21 protein-coding genes are annotated in these 16,799 nt (G+C 44.6%); 12 read left to right on the plus strand and 9 right to left on the minus strand.

The genetic code is table 11. From position 1 onward, the window contains the following. Positions 1-130 precede the first annotated feature (130 nt). Complete coding sequence (locus FQV26_RS16465; RefSeq protein WP_146558892.1) at positions 131-1,471, plus strand: sodium-dependent transporter; 1,341 nt, start codon at positions 131-133, stop codon at positions 1,469-1,471. Positions 1,472-1,568: 97 nt separating this feature from the next. After that, the gene (locus tag FQV26_RS16470) at positions 1,569-1,784 is read left to right on the plus strand and encodes a helix-turn-helix domain-containing protein (RefSeq protein ID WP_186760021.1); all 216 of its coding nucleotides are present in this window, start codon (positions 1,569-1,571) and stop codon (positions 1,782-1,784) included. A gap of 54 nt (positions 1,785-1,838) precedes the next feature. Here FQV26_RS16470 and FQV26_RS16475 read toward each other — a convergent pair whose 3' ends face one another. Then, entirely contained in the window at positions 1,839-2,099 is a 261-nt protein-coding gene (locus FQV26_RS16475; protein ID WP_146558896.1) for a DUF1871 family protein, read from the minus strand. Positions 2,100-2,310: 211 nt separating this feature from the next. Beyond that, on the minus strand, positions 2,311-3,012 hold the full coding sequence (locus tag FQV26_RS16480; RefSeq protein WP_146558898.1) for a peptidylprolyl isomerase: 702 nt from the start codon (positions 3,010-3,012) through the stop codon (positions 2,311-2,313). A 127-nt stretch (positions 3,013-3,139) separates the two neighbouring features. On the opposite strand from FQV26_RS16480, the gene FQV26_RS16485 reads away from it, so the two are divergent. The 8 genes from FQV26_RS16485 to mnhG all read left to right on the plus strand — a co-directional run bounded on the left by FQV26_RS16485 (position 3,140) and on the right by mnhG (position 10,363). Beyond that, complete coding sequence (locus FQV26_RS16485; protein ID WP_146558900.1) at positions 3,140-4,372, plus strand: MFS transporter; 1,233 nt, start codon at positions 3,140-3,142, stop codon at positions 4,370-4,372. 214 nt (positions 4,373-4,586) lie between these two features. Beyond that, positions 4,587-7,001, plus strand: a complete 2,415-nt coding sequence (locus tag FQV26_RS16490) for a Na+/H+ antiporter subunit A (RefSeq protein ID WP_146558902.1) — start codon at positions 4,587-4,589, stop codon at positions 6,999-7,001. Beyond that, the gene (locus FQV26_RS16495) at positions 6,988-7,410 is read left to right on the plus strand and encodes a Na(+)/H(+) antiporter subunit B (protein ID WP_146558904.1); all 423 of its coding nucleotides are present in this window, start codon (positions 6,988-6,990) and stop codon (positions 7,408-7,410) included. The genes FQV26_RS16490 and FQV26_RS16495 overlap by 14 nt, the downstream gene beginning before the upstream one ends. After that, positions 7,410-7,757, plus strand: a complete 348-nt coding sequence (locus FQV26_RS16500; protein ID WP_146558906.1) for a Na(+)/H(+) antiporter subunit C — start codon at positions 7,410-7,412, stop codon at positions 7,755-7,757. The genes FQV26_RS16495 and FQV26_RS16500 overlap by 1 nt, the downstream gene beginning before the upstream one ends. Next, positions 7,750-9,231 carry a Na+/H+ antiporter subunit D gene (locus FQV26_RS16505; protein WP_146558908.1) on the plus strand — a complete coding sequence of 494 codons (1,482 nt, stop codon included), beginning with the start codon at positions 7,750-7,752 and terminating at the stop codon, positions 9,229-9,231. The genes FQV26_RS16500 and FQV26_RS16505 overlap by 8 nt, the downstream gene beginning before the upstream one ends. 7 nt (positions 9,232-9,238) lie before the next feature. Further along, positions 9,239-9,718, plus strand: coding sequence for a Na+/H+ antiporter subunit E (locus FQV26_RS16510; RefSeq protein WP_146558910.1), 480 nt, complete (start codon positions 9,239-9,241; stop codon positions 9,716-9,718). Continuing rightward, positions 9,715-9,996 carry a Na(+)/H(+) antiporter subunit F1 gene (locus tag FQV26_RS16515; protein ID WP_146558912.1) on the plus strand — a complete coding sequence of 94 codons (282 nt, stop codon included), beginning with the start codon at positions 9,715-9,717 and terminating at the stop codon, positions 9,994-9,996. Before FQV26_RS16510 ends, FQV26_RS16515 begins: the two co-directional genes overlap by 4 nt. Then, positions 9,956-10,363: a monovalent cation/H(+) antiporter subunit G gene (gene mnhG / locus FQV26_RS16520; protein ID WP_315898449.1), complete on the plus strand. Its 408-nt coding sequence runs from the start codon at positions 9,956-9,958 to the stop codon at positions 10,361-10,363. The genes FQV26_RS16515 and mnhG overlap by 41 nt, the downstream gene beginning before the upstream one ends. A gap of 41 nt (positions 10,364-10,404) precedes the next feature. Here mnhG and FQV26_RS16525 read toward each other — a convergent pair whose 3' ends face one another. Continuing rightward, positions 10,405-11,898, minus strand: coding sequence for a leucyl aminopeptidase (locus tag FQV26_RS16525; RefSeq protein ID WP_146558914.1), 1,494 nt, complete (start codon positions 11,896-11,898; stop codon positions 10,405-10,407). Between the two features lie 149 nt (positions 11,899-12,047). Between FQV26_RS16525 and FQV26_RS16530 the strand changes: the two genes are divergently transcribed. Then, entirely contained in the window at positions 12,048-12,524 is a 477-nt protein-coding gene (locus FQV26_RS16530; protein ID WP_146558916.1) for a divergent PAP2 family protein, read from the plus strand. A 67-nt stretch (positions 12,525-12,591) separates the two neighbouring features. Here FQV26_RS16530 and FQV26_RS16535 read toward each other — a convergent pair whose 3' ends face one another. From FQV26_RS16535 to FQV26_RS16555, 6 genes are all read right to left on the minus strand, one after another. Further along, a complete protein-coding gene (locus FQV26_RS16535; RefSeq protein ID WP_146558918.1) occupies positions 12,592-12,921 on the minus strand; it encodes a YuiB family protein in 330 nt (109 codons plus the stop codon). Between the two features lie 429 nt (positions 12,922-13,350). Next, positions 13,351-13,476: a YuiA family protein gene (locus FQV26_RS18885; protein WP_006828526.1), complete on the minus strand. Its 126-nt coding sequence runs from the start codon at positions 13,474-13,476 to the stop codon at positions 13,351-13,353. Positions 13,477-13,617: 141 nt separating this feature from the next. Next, positions 13,618-14,115 (minus strand): NUDIX domain-containing protein, encoded by a 498-nt coding sequence (locus tag FQV26_RS16540; RefSeq protein WP_146558920.1) that lies wholly within the window; start codon positions 14,113-14,115, stop codon positions 13,618-13,620. A 104-nt stretch (positions 14,116-14,219) separates the two neighbouring features. Next, a complete protein-coding gene (locus FQV26_RS16545; RefSeq protein ID WP_146559210.1) occupies positions 14,220-15,434 on the minus strand; it encodes an NAD(P)/FAD-dependent oxidoreductase in 1,215 nt (404 codons plus the stop codon). Positions 15,435-15,610: 176 nt separating this feature from the next. Then, positions 15,611-15,973 carry a HesB/IscA family protein gene (locus tag FQV26_RS16550; RefSeq protein WP_146558922.1) on the minus strand — a complete coding sequence of 121 codons (363 nt, stop codon included), beginning with the start codon at positions 15,971-15,973 and terminating at the stop codon, positions 15,611-15,613. A 147-nt stretch (positions 15,974-16,120) separates the two neighbouring features. Then, a complete protein-coding gene (locus tag FQV26_RS16555) occupies positions 16,121-16,357 on the minus strand; it encodes a NifU family protein (RefSeq protein WP_142828952.1) in 237 nt (78 codons plus the stop codon). An 83-nt stretch (positions 16,358-16,440) separates the two neighbouring features. Between FQV26_RS16555 and FQV26_RS16560 the strand changes: the two genes are divergently transcribed. Further along, the gene (locus FQV26_RS16560; RefSeq protein ID WP_146558924.1) at positions 16,441-16,767 is read left to right on the plus strand and encodes a YuzD family protein; all 327 of its coding nucleotides are present in this window, start codon (positions 16,441-16,443) and stop codon (positions 16,765-16,767) included. Positions 16,768-16,799 lie beyond the last annotated feature (32 nt).

A 16,799-nucleotide genomic window follows, 5' to 3' on the forward strand; every position in this document is an offset into this window, starting at 1 on the left:
CTGAATAATCAATATTTAAACCTTTTACATTGTTATACGGTTTAAACGTCGCAGCGTTTCAAATACTGCTATTTTTTTTAGTGCCGCTCGTGTAAAATGAGGAAATCTATATGAAATAGGAGTGGTGAATTTGAAAAAACGTGAACAATGGGGCTCTAAGCTGGGCTTTATTCTGGCAGCAGCTGGAAGCGCTATCGGATTAGGGGCCATTTGGAAGTTCCCTTACGAAACTGGCGCAAATGGCGGCAGTGTGTTTATCTTGCTGTTTATCATCAGTACGGTGGCAATTGGCTTGCCGATTCTTTTAGCTGAATTCGTCATTGGCCGCAGAGGACAGGCAGATGCTGTCAGCGGCTTGAAAAAACAAGCTCCTGGTAAGCCATGGTATTTAATCGGTTGGTCCGGATTTATCTTTTCGTTTTTGATTTTGTCTTTTTACAGCGTTGTAGGCGGCTGGGTATTATCGTATTTAGGCCGCGCTATCCTTTTCCAGCTATCCGGTTTACAGGATGCTGAATTTGCTGAACTATTTACTGGCATCATTACAAATCCATGGGAAGTTCTGCTTGCGCAGGCTGCTTTTATGGGATTGACGATTTGGATCGTTCAAGGGGGCATCAAGGGCGGCATCGAACGCGCCAGCAAAATTATGATGCCTGCTTTATTGATTTTCTTCCTTGTGTTGATGGTACGCTCTTTGACTTTGGATGGAGCTATGGAAGGCGTACGCTTTATGTTCGTTCCGGACTGGTCATTCTTTAATTTTGAAACTGCCTTGATCGCCCTTGGCCAAGCGTTCTTCTCCTTAAGCGTTGGGGTGGCGGGGATGATCACTTATTCGTCCTATCTATCGAAATCCGAAAACCTGACTCGTTCTTCTGTCAGCGTAGTGTCTTTGAACATCATCATCTCCATCATGGCAGGGTTAATCATTTTCCCAGCTGTATTCGCATTGGGCTATACGCCTGATCAGGGACCAGGACTGGTGTTTATCATCTTGCCGGCCATCTTTGATCAATTGTTCATGGGTGAATTCCTGATGATCATCTTCTTTATCTTGTTATTGTTTGCAACTTTGACTTCCTCCATTTCCATGCTGGAAATCACGGTTTCCATCGGCGTAAAAAATAAATACGACCGCCGCCGCCGAGTAGCCCTAATTTTCGGCTTGATGATTTTTATCGTCGGAATCCCGAGTGCCTTATCCTTCGGCGTTATGCCGCAGGAAATCTTCTTTGGAATGACGTTCTTTGATTTCGTTGATACTTTGACCAGCCGAATTGGCTTGCCTCTTGGCGCGCTATTCACGGCATTGTTTGCAGGTTATGTGCTGACGAAGCAAGATGCACACGACGAGCTATCTCAGCAGCATGTATGGGTTGATATATGGCGTGTCTTGGTGCGCTACGTTGCACCTGTAGCCATTATTGTGGTCTTTGTTCAAGGCATTATCGCTGTTTTCTCAAACTAACTGTTCGAAAAATGCCACAACTTAGCCTATCGAAATTTTTCTGTGCGTGCTAGTATATAAATAGAAGAAAGTTCCATATAAGAAGGAGTGCATGAATTTGAAAAATGAATTACACACCCAATTAAAAGCGCTTCGCGAAGAGCGTAATCTCTCTTTGGATGAACTGGCATTGAAGACACGAATCGGTGTTGCCAAGCTCCAAGCCTATGAAAGCGGCGAAGAAGTGCCTTCAAACCAAACTATCCTTATTCTATCAAATGCATTAGAAGTACCCGCCTCCAACTTATTGGATGGCTTAGAAACATCAAAATAAATTATCTACCAAAAAAGGGCTTTCGGCGAATATCGCCGAAAGCCCTTTTTTGTTTCAGATGATGCTTTTTGCTTCGTATTTAATTGCGAGCAATTTATAGGAAACATCTACACATTGTTCCAAAGGAATCCATTTTTTGAACGTGGATTCATAGATGCTTTGGATTTTTTTTGCAAGTTCTGATGGATGATCCAGGACCTGTAAATGTTCTACGACAACTGCAATTTCATTGTTGTACCGCTTTGAGCCAATAGAAAAAGGATCCCATTCTTCCATAACTGTACCTGCTCTTCTATTCATTTCAGTTGTATCCATGTCTTTTTTCACCTAACATTTCCCTAGCGTTAAGAGCTATAATAGCACATACACAAAAAAAGAAAAGCAGGCAAGCCAGGCAAAAATGGCTCTCTGCAGCCATTTTCAACCAACCGAGCATAAAGGACATAAGATTCAGCACTTGGCATTTTGTGCTATTCCGTCAAAGTGGCTTGACGGAATAAGCTGTACACATGCTTGCACTTTTCTGTTATTGCTGAAGAATTTCAATGGAATCGATGGTCACGTCTTCAACCGGCTTTTCCTGCATGGTTTCAACTGCGGCGATGGCATCCACAACATCCATACCTTCAATCACTTGGCCAAATACAGTATGTTTGCCGTCGAGCCAGAATGCGCCTCCCTGTTCCAGATAAGCTTTACGGATTTCTTCCGGGTAATCCCCAGCCAGTTTATCTTCAGGAACCGGCGGTGCCTGAACGATAAAGAACTGGCTGCCATTGGTGCCAGGTCCGGCATTTGCCATCGATAAGGCTCCGCGAATATTAAAGAGATGATCATGGAATTCATCTTCAAAAGGAGCACCGTAGATGCTTTCACCGCCACCGCCAGTGCCGGTCGGATCTCCGCCTTGCAACATAAAGTCTTCAATAACCCGATGGAAAGTCAGGCCGTCGTAATACCCTTCTTCTGCATGTGTTAAAAAGTTCTCTACCGCTTTTGGTGCGATTTCCGGAAACAATTTAATTTGAATCGCACCCATAGATGTATTCATTTCAATAAGCACTTCATTTTCAGCAATTTCTGCTGATAGCTGCGGGTAGCCATCCACTTCAACTGCTCTGCTTTCCGTTTCTGCAGTTGTTTCTTCAGGTGCTGTTTCCGCCTCTTCTCCCGAGCATGCACCAAGCAAGATTGCCAATAAAATCGCTAACATCATTATTTTTTTCATCGTTTTCACCCCGCTTTATTTTAGCATAGAAGTTTTTTGAATTCACCGGTAAGATTTAGCACTTTCTTCGTAAGGCGAAATATCATATAATAAGAACAGATGCTCCTTTCAGAAAGAAGGGTTCCTTATGGATACTCAGAAAAAGAATTTCTTTATTATCATGTTCACCAATTTCCTGGTTGCTGGCAGCACCACCATGATTATGCCATTTTTATCTCTTTATATCGAATCGCTCGGCAATTTCACAGATGAATACGTGCAGCGTTGGTCCGGATTGGTATTTGGCGTAACGTTTGTTGCGGCATTGATCATGTCTCCAATTTGGGGACGCATTGCCGATAAATACGGATTTAAGCCGATATTGATCATCAACGGTTTCGGTATTGCTATCAGTATTTTCCTGATGGGGACAGCAGAGTCTGTAACAGAGCTGTTCATGATTCGTTTGTTCATGGGTGTAGTTACAGGATTCATACCCACTTCGCTGGCATTCGTCAGTTCTCAAACCTCTAAAGAAACAGCAGGTAAAACGCTTGGAACACTTCAGATGGGCAGCGTTTCCGGTACGCTGTTTGGCCCTGTTCTCGGCGGCTTGATGGCAGATGCTTTTGGTTTCGAATACACGTTCTTGATTACAGCAAGCGTAATCGCCATTGCCGCATTGTTCGTGGTCTTTGGTCTCCATGAAATCAAGCGGGTCAAACTTAAAGGTGCTCATATCTATGCGCCGAAAACCATCGTTTCCGGAATCTTGAATCACCGTTTAATGCTCAATGTCATGATAATAACCGCTTTGATCCAAATCGGTAACTTTAGCATCCAGCCATTATTGTCCCTCTATGTGGCGGAATTGACGGAAGGCAGCACCCAAGTGGCATTTCTTGCCGGTATCACTTTCAGTGCAACGGGTGTAGGCAATCTGCTGTTTGCCCGCCGCTGGGGGCGCTTGGGTGATTCAATCGGCTATGAAAAAGTACTCGGATTTCTTTTGCTGCTGGCTTTCATCTTTATTATTCCACAAGCGTTTGTCACTGAGCTTTGGCAATTGATCATCTTGCGCCTGCTGTTCGGAATTGCGGTCGGCGGAATGATTCCGACAACAACAGCACTGATGCGGCGGGAAGCACCGATTGAAATCCAAGGTGAAATTATGGGATATAATACGAGCTTCCGCTTCCTCGGAAATATAATTGGCCCTATGTTCGGTGGTATTGTCAGTGGTTTTATCGGGATTTCTTCGGTTTTCATCGTCACAGGTGTGCTGTTTGTATTTGCTTCTGCATTTTTGCGCTACACCTTGGCGAAACCTCAACAGGATTTCGAAGATGTACTGCTTGAACAGGAACTTAAAAACATGTAAATAAAAAAGCCGGTTTTCATCCGAAAACCGGCTTTTTTATGCTCTTTTTTCAAATTCACAAAATTAACTTAATTGGGTTTCTTCCTATTTGAAAAGCTTTGGAAAAATGAAATGGATTCAGTGCCATTAATGGATGAACGGTGCAAATCCACCGGATTTGCGTTATAATTTCTAATTAGAAACTCATCACGTTTATGCTGGAAGGAGGATTCATTTGTCATTTGTATTTTTAATCTTTTTACCTTTGCTTGCAGCTCTGTTCATTCCGCTGTTATTTAAGAAGCTCGGAAAAGTCCATACAGGCTGGTTTGTATTGATTGTCCCAGTCGCTCTATTCATTTACTACGCTTCATTGCTTCCAACTACCATCGATGGCGGCAATTTAGTTTCTGAATTCCAATGGATTCCTTCCCTCGATATCGCGTTCGTCGCGTATATTGATGGCCTGAGTCTCCTTTTCACATTGCTGATTACAGGCATAGGAGCTTTAGTGGTGCTATACTCCATTTTCTATTTGGATAAACACCGTGAACAATTACATAATTTCTACGTTTATCTTTTGATGTTCATGACGGCAATGCTTGGCATCGTCCAAAGTGACCATCTAATCACTCTGTATCTGTTTTGGGAATTGACCTCAATTTCATCTTTCCTGCTGATCGGTTATTGGTATACCCGAGACCGTTCGAGATTCGGGGCTTTAAAGTCGATGATGATTACGGTTTTCGGAGGATTGATGATGCTGGGTGGCTTCGTGCTGCTGAGCATCATGGGCAATACATATTCAATCCGCGAGTTGATTCCGCAGGCACCGGAGATGGTGTCACACGATTTCTTCATCTGGGCTCTCGTACTGGTACTACTTGGTGCATTCACTAAGTCTGCCCAGTTTCCATTCTACATCTGGCTTCCGGATGCAATGGAAGCGCCTACCCCTGTCAGTGCCTACCTTCACTCCGCGACCATGGTAAAGGCAGGTTTGTATCTTGTGGCTCGCCTTACTCCTGTTTTCGTCATATCCGGCACATGGATGTGGCTGGTTGCGGGTGTCGGATTATTTACCATGTTCTGGGGTTCATTCTTTGCCTTGAAGCAAAAAGACCTGAAAGGCATCCTTGCATTTTCGACCGTTTCCCAGCTCGGTTTGATCATGTCGCTTTTAGGAGCTTCAGCTGCCGGCTACCACGTCGACAATATTGCTGAAACTACTTTCAAGTATGCTGGATTTGCGGCAATTTTCCATTTGATCAACCATGCTGTCTTTAAAGGCAGTCTGTTCATGATTGCTGGTATTGTCGACCATGAAACCGGTACGCGGGATATTCGCAAACTGGGAGGACTGATGAGCCTCATGCCGATCAGTTTCACCGTTGCCATGATCGGGGCGTTCTCGATGGCGGGATTACCTCCATTTGGCGGCTTCCTGAGCAAAGAGATGTTTTTGACGGCCATGCTGTCATTGACTGAATTCGATTTATTCTCAATGGACGTCTGGGGCGTATTGTTCCCGATTGTCGCTTGGCTTGGTTCCGTTTTCACATTCATCTACAGTTTCTATTTTGTGTTTCATACATTTGCCGGCAAACACAAACCGGATCAATTGCCGAAGCCTGCTCATGAAGCGCCGATCGGCATGCTTATCTCTCCGGTATTCCTTGCCTTGCTCGTTGTCGTAATTTTCTTTATTCCAAATCTCGTCGGCGACTGGCTCGTGAAGCCGGCCGTTATGGCCATCCAGCCTTTCCTGTATAGTTCACCGGGAGAAGTTGATATTCATGTATCGGCCTGGCATGGCTTCAACACGGAACTCTTTATGACACTCGGCATCTTTGCCGTCGGCGGTCTGATGTACTGGACGCTGCGCAAATGGCAGAAGAGCTACGACCGCTTCCCGGATTCCGTTTCGTTAAATGCTTTATATGACAACTTGATGTTCCTGAGCGACAGCGGCGCAAACCGCTTCTCCATGTTGTATATGACCGGCTTCATCCGTTCCTATTTGGTGTATATGTTCAGCTTCGTCATATTCATCCTTCTTGGAACATTGTATCTGGCCGAAGCATTTGCTTTTGATGTAAGCAACTTGGCACCTGTCGGCTTCTATGAAATTGTTATTCTGGTGGCTTTGATTGGTTCAACCTTAACGATTCTTTTTTCAAAATCACGCCTTACCGCAATCATCGCTTTGGGTGCTGTCGGCTATTCAGTCGCTTTGTTCTTTGTCATTTTCCGAGCACCGGATTTGGCTTTGACCCAATTGGTGATTGAAACTATTTCCGTTGCGCTGTTCCTGCTGGCATTCTATCACTTGCCGCAAATCAGCCGAAAAGAAGAGCGCATGCGCTTCCGTTTTGGAAATGCCTTGGTTGCTCTCGGGGTGGGTATCACTATGACTTTAGTTGCCTTATCGGCACATTCCCAGAAAGCACTGCCTTCCATCTCTGAGTTCTATAAGGAAACAGTATACTCTGAAGCAGGCGGCGGAAATATCGTCAATGTCATCTTAGTCGATTACCGTGGATTTGATACATTGTTTGAAATTGCTGTTCTAGGCATTGCTGGTATTGGCATTATCACCATGATCAAACTGCGTTTGACCAAAAAGGAGGGTCAGCATGAGAACAAATGATGTCATGCTCCAAACGGCCACCAAAGTAGTTACCTTTATCATTCTGATGTTCGCTGTCCATATTTTCTTTGCAGGGCATTATACACCGGGAGGCGGATTTGTCGGCGGTTTGCTGACGACCAGCGCGATTGTGCTGCTGATGCTTGCTTTTGACATTGAAACGGTTAAGAAAATATTGCCGATCAATTATGTGACAATGACGGCAGTCGGCTTGTTGCTGGCGCTTGCTACCGCCGCCGCTTCCATCATCTTTGACGTACCTTTTTTCACACACGCTTATGATTATTTTGATTTACCGCTTTTCGGTAAAACTTCCCTGCATTCGGCCTTGTTGTTCGATGTTGGAGTTTACCTGGTTGTTGTCGGTGTAACGATGACCATTATTCAAACGATTGGAGAGGATGAATAATGGAGATAATTATGTCGGTTGCCATCGGATTTCTCTTTATGGCAGCTGTTTACCTAATGCTTTCGAAAAGCCTGATACGCATCATTATCGGGACAGGGCTGCTGAGCCATGGCGCCCATCTTTTGCTATTGACCATGGGAGGTCTTGGAGGAAATTCTCCGCCTGTCGTGGCTGAAGGAGTCAGCGTCAGCGATTATGCTGACCCCCTGCCTCAGGCATTGATTTTGACAGCGATTGTCATTTCATTCGCCGTTACATCATTTTTCCTGGTGCTCGCATACCGGTCTTATCAGGAGCTCGGTACCGACAATATGGAATTGCTGAGAGGGACTGAAGATCATGAGTAACTTACTTCTATTCCCTATCATCATCCCTTTGTTGTTTGCTACTATCCTGATGATTTTCCCGAAACGCTTGAAGCTCCAGCGAATGATTGCTGCAATAGGAGCGGGAGTAACCTTGCTTTCCGCACTCGTACTGCTGGTAAAAGTGAATGCTGACGGTGTCCATGCTGTAACGCTTGGCAGCTGGCCAGCGCCTTTCGGTATTTCTATGGTCTCGGATCCTTTGTCTGCCTTATTGGTGGTCACGACTTCACTCATCACCTTGTTCGTTGTGTTCTACAGCTTTCCGACTATTGGCGTCAAACGTGAACAGTCCTATTACTATCCGGCCGTGATATTCTTGATGGTCGGTGTCAATGGAGCCTTTACTACCGGTGATATCTTCAACTTATTCGTATTTGTTGAAGTGTTGCTGATGGCTTCCTATACCTTGATCGTCCATGGCGGGGAAAGACCACAGCTGCGAGAATCAATCAAATATTTATTGGTGAACATCATTTCATCCGCTCTATTTGTCGCAGCTGTCGCGTTCCTTTATTCGGTCACCGGAACTTTGAATATGGCTGATCTGGCAGTGAAAATACCGCAGATTGAAGAAACCGGCATTTTAACGGTCATTGCCGTGATGTTCCTGGTTGTCTTCGGCTTTAAAGCCGCTATCTTTCCTCTGTACTTCTGGCTGCCGGGATCTTATTACGCACCGCCTATTCCAATACTGGCACTGTTTGGTGCCTTGCTGACAAAAGTCGGCGTCTATGCAATCATGCGTACATATACTTTATTCTTTACAATGAATATTGGCTTTACCCATGAATTGCTCGGCATTGTTGCCATCCTGACCATTCTTGCCGGCTGCGTTGGCGCACTTGCTTATTTCGATGTCAAAAAGATCATCATTTACAACATCATCATTGCAGTCGGAGTTATTTTGTTCGGGGTTGCCCAGTTGAATCAGCCTGGAGTCGAAGGATCCATCTTCTACTTGCTCCACGATATGCTGATCAAAGCTGCTCTTTTCTTTTTGGTTGGTATTGTCGCCGTTTTGTTTGGTACAACTGACCTCCGAAAAATGGGCGGGTTGATTAAAACTTATCCGGTTCTCGGCTGGATTTACCTTGTTACAGCGTTTGGGCTGGCAGGTATTCCACCATTGAGCGGATTCCCCGGAAAATTGCTGATTGTCCAAGGTGGATTTGAAGGCCCGCAGTTTTGGGGCAGCATCGTCATTTTGGCAACAAGTCTGATCGTGTTGTTGAGCGCTGTGCGCATCTTCATCTACGCTTTCTGGGGAGAGCCGGTTGAAACCGTCCCATTGAAAAAATCCGTATTCAATCAAATGTTCATCCCAACAGTCATCCTTGTTGCCATTACCGTGGTATTCGGGGTCGGCGCGGAACTCTTCATGCCGTTCATTTCAGGCGCAGGTGAAGTGCTGCTGAATCCATCCATCTATATTGATGCGGTCTTAAAGGAGTAGGTGACATATGGCTTTACAAATACTATTAAATTTCTTCTTGGCCTTTGTCTGGATGTTCATGACCGTTTCCTTTAGCCCTGCCGGCTTTGCAATCGGCTTTCTTGTCGGACTCGGCATCATTATCCTGATGCGCCGGTTCTTTTCTTACAGGCTCTATACTTCAAGGGCTTGGGCAGTCATTCTGCTATTCCTGCTGTTTCTTAAGGAATTATTCTTGTCGAGCATCCAGGTTTTGCGGATTGTCATCAAGCCGAATATGAACCTTAAGCCGGCTATCTTCGAATTGGAAACAGAATTAAAACAGGACTGGGAAATTACCCTGCTGTCCGCTTTGATTACTTTGACACCCGGAACGCTGGTTGTTGGCATTTCAAACGACCAAAAGAGACTCTATATCCATGCACTCGACTTTGAGGATATCGATGAAGCTGTCAGTTCGATCAAAGACACATTCGAACGCGCTATTCTGGAGGTGAGCCGCCCATGATGATGTTTTACTGGATTTCCCTTATCATTGTCAGCATAGGCTTTACCGGTCTTCTTTTCCGACTTGTCAAAGGGCCGACAATCGCCGACCGCGTAGTGGCACTCGACGCCATCGGAATCTCGCTGGTGTCTATCGTGGCGCTGCTGTCTTTAATCTACGAGACAGAGTTCTTCTTGGAGATCATCCTATTGTTGAGCATCCTGTCCTTTATCGGGACCATTGCTTTTGCGAAATTCCTTGAGAGAGGAGAGATTTTCGATCGAAACAACAATCGTTAATATCCTCATCATCCTATTAATGAGCACAGGCGTCATTTTCAGCCTCGTCACAGCGCTGGGGCTTATCCGCCTCCCGGATGTCTATACGCGTACACACGCTGCCTCTAAGAGCTCGACGCTGGGAGTTCTCTGCGTGTTAAGTGCGACCTTTATTCATTTTTGGCTGGTAGAAGGCATCTTCAATACCCAGATGGTCATCGCCATCGCTTTCCTATTCATCACAGCTCCCGTAGGCGGACATTTGATTGGACGGGCCGCTTACATGTCCGGCATCAAAGTGGCCGAAGAAACGGTGCGCGACGATATGGCAGGCGCATTAAAAGAACAGAAGAAAAAATTGATGGACAACAAAACTACTGAAGAATAAAAACAGCCTGCAGGCATGATGCCTGCAGGCTGTTTTTTATATTATTGTTCGTCTGCCATTTTTTCAACCAGCATAGCCAGCGTTCTGACCATCGCTCCAGTACCGCCTTTTGGTCCAAGGTCATGCGGACCGTCCGCATCAGAAGTGCCGGCAATGTCCAAATGGATCCAAGGGGTATCACCAGCAAACTCACCGACAAATCCCCCACCAAAAATCATGTGGCCATCACGGCCTGGCGAGTTATTCAAATCAGCGACATCACTTTTCCGTATACGCTTTTTATCATTTTCCGTCAACGGCAAGCGCCAGACAAATTCTCCGCTTTCCACAGATGCTTCCAGGAAGGTCTCAAAAAATGCCTCATCGTTTGTCAATGCGCCGGTCTTGTCTTTTCCTAAAGCCACAATGACTCCCCCAGTCAATGTCGCCACGTCCACAATCTTAGTAGCTCCTAATTGCTTCGCATAACTGACACAATCCGCCAGCACCAAACGCCCTTCGGCATCCGTATTCAAAATCTCAATGGTTTTTCCACTCATGGAAGTGATGACATCATCCGGCTTAAAAGCATTTCCGGAAATCATATTATCCGTCGAACCAATAATCGCCAGCACATTTTTCTCGGGTTGCAGTTCACCGATAATTCTCATAGCGCCAAGAACAGCAGCGGCCCCCCCCATGTCGCCTTTCATGCCCACAATGCCGTCTTTCGGCTTGATGGAATAACCGCCAGTATCAAAGGTCACTCCTTTGCCGACAAGTGCCAACGGGTCTTCAAAGCCCTCTGTCGCCTTATATTTCAAGACAATCAGACGCGGTTCTTCAACTGAACCTTGGTTAACCGCTAGCAGTGCGCCCATGCCCAACTCTTCAAGTTCTGCTTTGCCTAAAATATCTGTTTCGAAGCCATAGGTCTCTCCAAGTTCCTGAGCGTATTCGCCCATTGCAGTGGCTGTCAGGATGTTTGCCGGCATATTGACAAGTGTACGTGCTTCATTAACCGATTGGCCGAAAATAGCGCCTACAGTTGCTGCAGCTTCCAAATCTTCTGAAACCTCATCCGCCAATAAGAGCAATGTCTCCATTTTGACCTGCACTTCATTTGAAGTTGTCTTGTAATCATCAAAGCTGTAGCCACCCATTGAAATGCCTTCTGCAGCCAAAAAAGCAACATCTTCTGATGAGATTCTGTCATTTTCGAATGACTCCATATATACAGCCGCCTGTTTTACTTTCTTCTTCGCCAACTCTTTGCCAGCCAAGCCGAAACAGGAACGCAGATCTTCTTCGGTCATTTTTTTTCGGTCATTCAATCCGATAAACATGACTCGTGGGATATTCCCCGTTAGCGTTGGATAAGTAATTAATGACTTCATGTCGAATGACAAATCTTCCTTAATCCAGCGTTCCAATTTGTTTTCAAAACGTTCTGTGAACTTATTCCAGCCTTTGCTGTTTTCAGGATGTCTACTTAATCCTACAATCAAGACTTCTGCTTGATTGTCCTGTGAATGCTGCTCTAGTTTGATTTGCATAAAACTCCTCCTTTTTGCGTTCCCATTAAGTGTAGCATGTAATCCGGATTCCGAGTAGTTCGTGTAACGAAGGAATAAACAAGCATAGCAAAATAGCTGTGTATGATATACTATGAGAACATATTTAAATGGAAAGGTTGTTGCCCCGCATGGAAATTTTCTCAAATCTCCCCCTCATGATCGCCCTTTTCGCAATCATTTTTGCTCAGTTTGTAAAAATCCCCATTCAGTATGCTGTGACACGCGAGCTTGATTGGAAACTCTTTTCTTCAACCGGCGGTATGCCAAGCTCTCATTCAGCTGCAGTGACTTCCTTAACTACTGCAGTAGCTTTTGAGCACGGTGTTTCTTCCACCATATTTGCCGTATCAACCATGTTCGCTGTCATTACGATGTATGACGCAACTGGTGTCCGCTTTCAGGCCGGCCAGCAAGCGCTGACCATCAATAAAATGCGCCAGGACATCTATGTATTTATGGATGAAACGAGAAAGTGGCCTAAGAAAAAAGAGGAAGAAAAAATTGAGGAACTGAAGACCCTGCTTGGCCATAAGCCAAGTGAAGTTTTTATGGGCGCTTTGACAGGCATTGCAATTTCCTTCATCTTCTACGGCCTATTGCGGTGAGGAAGAAAAATGTAAGCTTCATTCCATTAAAAATCGCCGATCCAGCTATTCGGATCGGCGATTTTCATTAAAACATCTGATAACCCATTTTACGGAGTATTTTCATAACAAAGCCGGAAGTGATTGCCCCTGCCCAGCCAGCCAGCAAAACAGCGATATCACTTCCAGTCATGGAAGTAATGGTATTCCCGAGCATCGAAAAAGATTCGACAGGATTTGTGAAATAATCGAAAATGCCGACATCATCTATGACCAACAAGATGACGATCGGATAAACCACGGCCATCAGCCAGGTCATGCGAAGCAGCATATTCAATAAAAAGCCGATCCCAAAGAACATAACATAAAAAAGCAGCATGGAAATAATCAATTGCACAATCGTAAATGAACTGTTCATAAACTCTAACCTCCGTTATTCCTTTCATCAGTTTACCCGAAAAGACAGAGGCTTTCAATCCGGCAGAACAGAGTTCATCGCTTTGTCACTTATACTAGAAAAGCGGTAACGGCCGTTCAGCTCCGACAGGCGTAAGACAGACCGGCAATGTGGCGTGCTTTGCCACATAGTTGGGTTGGCTTACGTCCCGAGGAGGTGGCCGTTGGAGCTGGACACCAGGAAAAGCGGAAACGGCCGTTCAGCTCCGACAAGCGCTGGAAGCCTTATCAGTAATGGCGTCCTTTGCCATTCTGGTAGGGCTGAAGCGACTCGAGGGGCTGGCTGCCGGAGTCTGGACAATGAAAGACGGAGACGGCACGCCCAGAGTTCCGCTCCACACAAAAAGAAGCAACCGGCGTTACTTGACCCGATTGCTTCTAATTTATCGTTTTATTTTTTCCCTGAACCCGAACAGCAGGAGCACGTTTCTGAACCGCCCAGTCGCAATTGAAAATAGCCTTGTCCTGAACAATATGGGCATTGATTGACGTTTTTAGCCTTTTTGAAGATCGTCATCCGAAACACCTCCTTCTGTTCTTGTTTGTAATATTCTGATAATATAGCATGGCACTCAACAAAGTGCAAATAAAAAGAAGAAAATGTAAACGGTAACAAGTATATTTTTCTTCTGTTTACTCATCTTTTCTATTTCATTCTCTATTTTTTAAAAAATAATTTGTACTCCGAATAACCAAAAATCTTTCCGGGATCGACATTCTCAATCGGCTCCAAACCTTCCTCAAGTACATAAGAAGCCATTTCATGCAGCATAACGGATGCATCTGAATCATTTGATAAATCAGCAGGTGCCATCCAATCTGCCTCATACAGCTCCGACAATTGCGCCGCAATCGGCTGTTCTTCATCCTGTGCCTCCATTAAGAAAATTGCCATATTGTCACTGACTTCCTCACGGATCACTCCTGAACGGAAACCAATCATACCGAGCAAATTGCAGTCAATCCCCGTTTCTTCTTTGACCTCTCTTAAAGCTGCTTGGTCAATCGTTTCCGACCCATTTACAAACCCTGCGGGAAGTGACCATTTCCCATGAAGTCCTCCATATCTTTTTTTCACAACGAGCCATTGGCCTTTGGAATTTACTACTAGTCCAGCTGCTCCAAGCCAAACATTTCCACGCTTCGTATTTGCCACATAACTCCCCCCTTTTGTAAAAATAGATAAGCCTCCAGAAAATTTAGCGGAGACTTGATAATATAAAAAAAGCTCCCCGCTAAGGGAGCTTTAAATCGTCCATCTTACAGAACGTTGAATTTACCTTTTTTCATTACAAGCATCGGTCCACCTATCATGAACAATGCACGGTTATCAATCATTTTTTTCATGAATGAAGCTCTTTTGCCTGTTACTTTTTTGCCGAATACAACACCGATGGCATCGTCATCGCCTAGTGAGCAGACAGTTCCTTTTAAATCTGGAACAAACTCTACAGTCGTTTCATCGTTCATCAGCGCTTTCAAGTTCTTCGCTACACTTTCACCCTGCTGCATCGCAATCTGTGCAGTTGGTGGATACGGACGATTCGTTTCTTCGTTGATCATCAATGCGCAGTCACCGATGATGAAGACATCATCAAATCCTGGAGCACGCAAATCATTTCTAACTTTCACTCGAGCACGCATGTTTTCAATCGGAGTTGCTTCAATCAATCTGTTGCCGCGGACACCTGCAGCCCACACAACTGTACCGGCTTTGATGAATTCAAACTCATCGTCGCCTTTTTTGATTTTAACGCCTTCTGGAGTTGCTTCCACAACCGGTGTGCCGATTGAGAACTCAATTCCTTTAGACTCCAAGTGGCCGACAGCATAATTAACCAGTTCCGGATCGAAACCAGGCAATACCATCGGAGCAGCTTCAACGCATACTACACGCACTTTTTCACGTGGCACGTCGAACTCTTTACACAGTTCTGGTACGCGGTTAGCCAATTCCCCTAAGAATTCAATGCCAGTAAATCCAGCTCCACCAACAATAATTGTCAGGCGGCTATCATCTTTGACTGGTTCTGCAGACCATGTAGCAAACTGGAATTCAATGTGTTCACGGATATAACGGGCAGCTTTTACATTGGCAATTGACAAGGCATATTTATCCAGACCTTCGATTCCGAATGTCTCACCTTCAAAACCAAGTGCAATGACAATATAGTCATATGTAAACTCGCCATTGTCCGTAGAAACTTTTTTACCGACTACATCGATCGCTTCAACAGTCGCTTGTACAAATTTCACTTTCACGCTGTCGATGACATCTTTGATATCATAACGCACTTGTTCTGGAAGCAATGTTCCTGCAGCTGCTTCGTGAAGCCATGTGCTTTCGTAATGATATTCGTTTTTGTTGATCAAAGTTATGTCCGCAGCATCTGTGCCAAGAACTTTTTGCAGGTTCACTACAGTGGTCAATCCACCATAACCTGCTCCTAATACTAATATTGACGGTCTTTTCAACACAATCGCAACCACCTTCAAGTCATTTTTTAATCGAATATCGACAAAGCGGTTAAACCTTGGCGCACCGATAAACATCTATACTCTATATTAGACCTAATACCTTATGATTTCAACCAATGAATGCGTTTAAGAGGGACTTATCCACAACAAAAAAAGCCGGTTGTCACCGACTTTTAACAATTCTCTGGAGTACCTGCTTTTTTAGCTGTACGGAATGAAGTTCCACATCCGCATGATGCGATAGCATTCGGGTTTTCAATTGTGAATCCGCCGCCCATTAGCGACTGTTTGTAATCTACAACTGTGCCTTGCAAAATCGGCGCATCTTCTTTAGCGATCAGAACCGGAATTCCGAATTGCTCATATAGATCATCCTCTTCGCCTTGGGCTTTTTCGAATCCCATTCCGTAAGTTAATCCGCTGCATCCGCCACCTTTAACGGCTACGCGCAAAAAAGAGCCTTCTTCTTCATTATGGCGCATCATCTCTTTTACCTGAAACGAAGCTGCTTCTGTAATCTCAACTACTTCTGTCAATGTGATCACCTTCCTATATGAATTATCATAGCAATCATTTCTACTATTATTCAAGTCGTCCACCTTCAAATAACCGCATAAGTTAGAAGGGCTTTTTCAATAAATTATATTTACACAGAAAAAGGGACCTAAAAAGGTCCCTTGGCATTAAAATACTTGTTCTACTTCTACTATGCCAGGAACTTCTTCCACTAACGCGCGTTCAATCCCTGCTTTTAATGTAATTGTCGAGCTTGGGCAGCTTCCGCATGCACCGAGCAGACGAAGTTTTACGATACCGTCTTCTACATCAACAAGTTCGCAGTCTCCCCCGTCACGCAAAAGGAATGGACGTAATTTATCTAAGACTTCCATTACTTGATCTTCAATCAAAGCTTCAGTCATTTATATCGACTCCTTTCATTATAATCATTATAATGTGATTAGAGAGAAAAAGCCACTAATGAATTCACAGGAGGTCCAAAATCATGCAGAAAGAATTATCCATTGAAGTCTACGGAACCGATGTTATCTGTGCAAGCTGCGTTAATGCACCTTCTTCAATCGACACATATGAATGGCTGGAAGCCGCCATCTCAAGGAAATATAAGGATCAGCCATTTTCAATTACCTATATTGACATTGAGAAACCTCTTGCACTTGAACACCAGAAAGATTATGCGCAGCGCATATTGGATGACGAATTTTTTTATCCGCTGGTTTTAGTCGAAGGAGAAGTTGTCGGAGAAGGCTATGTACAATTAAAGCCTGTCTACCGCGAACTTGAAAAACATGGCTTCTCCGAAGTGAAATAAAAAAAGCGCTCAAAGCTGAGCGCTTTTTTTTT

The organism is Planococcus sp. CPCC 101016, from assembly GCF_007859295.1.
GTDB lineage: Bacteria > Bacillota > Bacilli > Bacillales_A > Planococcaceae > Planococcus.

Excerpts from the sequence above, each read along its gene's own strand:
- FQV26_RS16475 (WP_146558896.1), bottom strand. The coding sequence starts at position 2,099 with ATGGATACAACTGAAATGAATAGAAGAGCAGGTACAGTTATGGAAGAA.
- FQV26_RS16480 (WP_146558898.1), bottom strand. The coding sequence starts at position 3,012 with ATGAAAAAAATAATGATGTTAGCGATTTTATTGGCAATCTTGCTTGGT.
- FQV26_RS16485 (WP_146558900.1), top strand. The coding sequence starts at position 3,140 with ATGGATACTCAGAAAAAGAATTTCTTTATTATCATGTTCACCAATTTC.
- FQV26_RS16495 (WP_146558904.1), top strand. The coding sequence starts at position 6,988 with ATGAGAACAAATGATGTCATGCTCCAAACGGCCACCAAAGTAGTTACC.
- FQV26_RS16500 (WP_146558906.1), top strand. The coding sequence starts at position 7,410 with ATGGAGATAATTATGTCGGTTGCCATCGGATTTCTCTTTATGGCAGCT.
- FQV26_RS16505 (WP_146558908.1), top strand. The coding sequence starts at position 7,750 with ATGAGTAACTTACTTCTATTCCCTATCATCATCCCTTTGTTGTTTGCT.
- FQV26_RS16510 (WP_146558910.1), top strand. The coding sequence starts at position 9,239 with ATGGCTTTACAAATACTATTAAATTTCTTCTTGGCCTTTGTCTGGATG.
- FQV26_RS16515 (WP_146558912.1), top strand. The coding sequence starts at position 9,715 with ATGATGATGTTTTACTGGATTTCCCTTATCATTGTCAGCATAGGCTTT.
- FQV26_RS16525 (WP_146558914.1), bottom strand. The coding sequence starts at position 11,898 with ATGCAAATCAAACTAGAGCAGCATTCACAGGACAATCAAGCAGAAGTC.
- FQV26_RS16530 (WP_146558916.1), top strand. The coding sequence starts at position 12,048 with ATGGAAATTTTCTCAAATCTCCCCCTCATGATCGCCCTTTTCGCAATC.
- FQV26_RS16535 (WP_146558918.1), bottom strand. The coding sequence starts at position 12,921 with ATGAACAGTTCATTTACGATTGTGCAATTGATTATTTCCATGCTGCTT.
- FQV26_RS18885 (WP_006828526.1), bottom strand. The coding sequence starts at position 13,476 with ATGACGATCTTCAAAAAGGCTAAAAACGTCAATCAATGCCCATATTGT.
- FQV26_RS16555 (WP_142828952.1), bottom strand. The coding sequence starts at position 16,357 with ATGACTGAAGCTTTGATTGAAGATCAAGTAATGGAAGTCTTAGATAAA.
- FQV26_RS16560 (WP_146558924.1), top strand. The coding sequence starts at position 16,441 with ATGCAGAAAGAATTATCCATTGAAGTCTACGGAACCGATGTTATCTGT.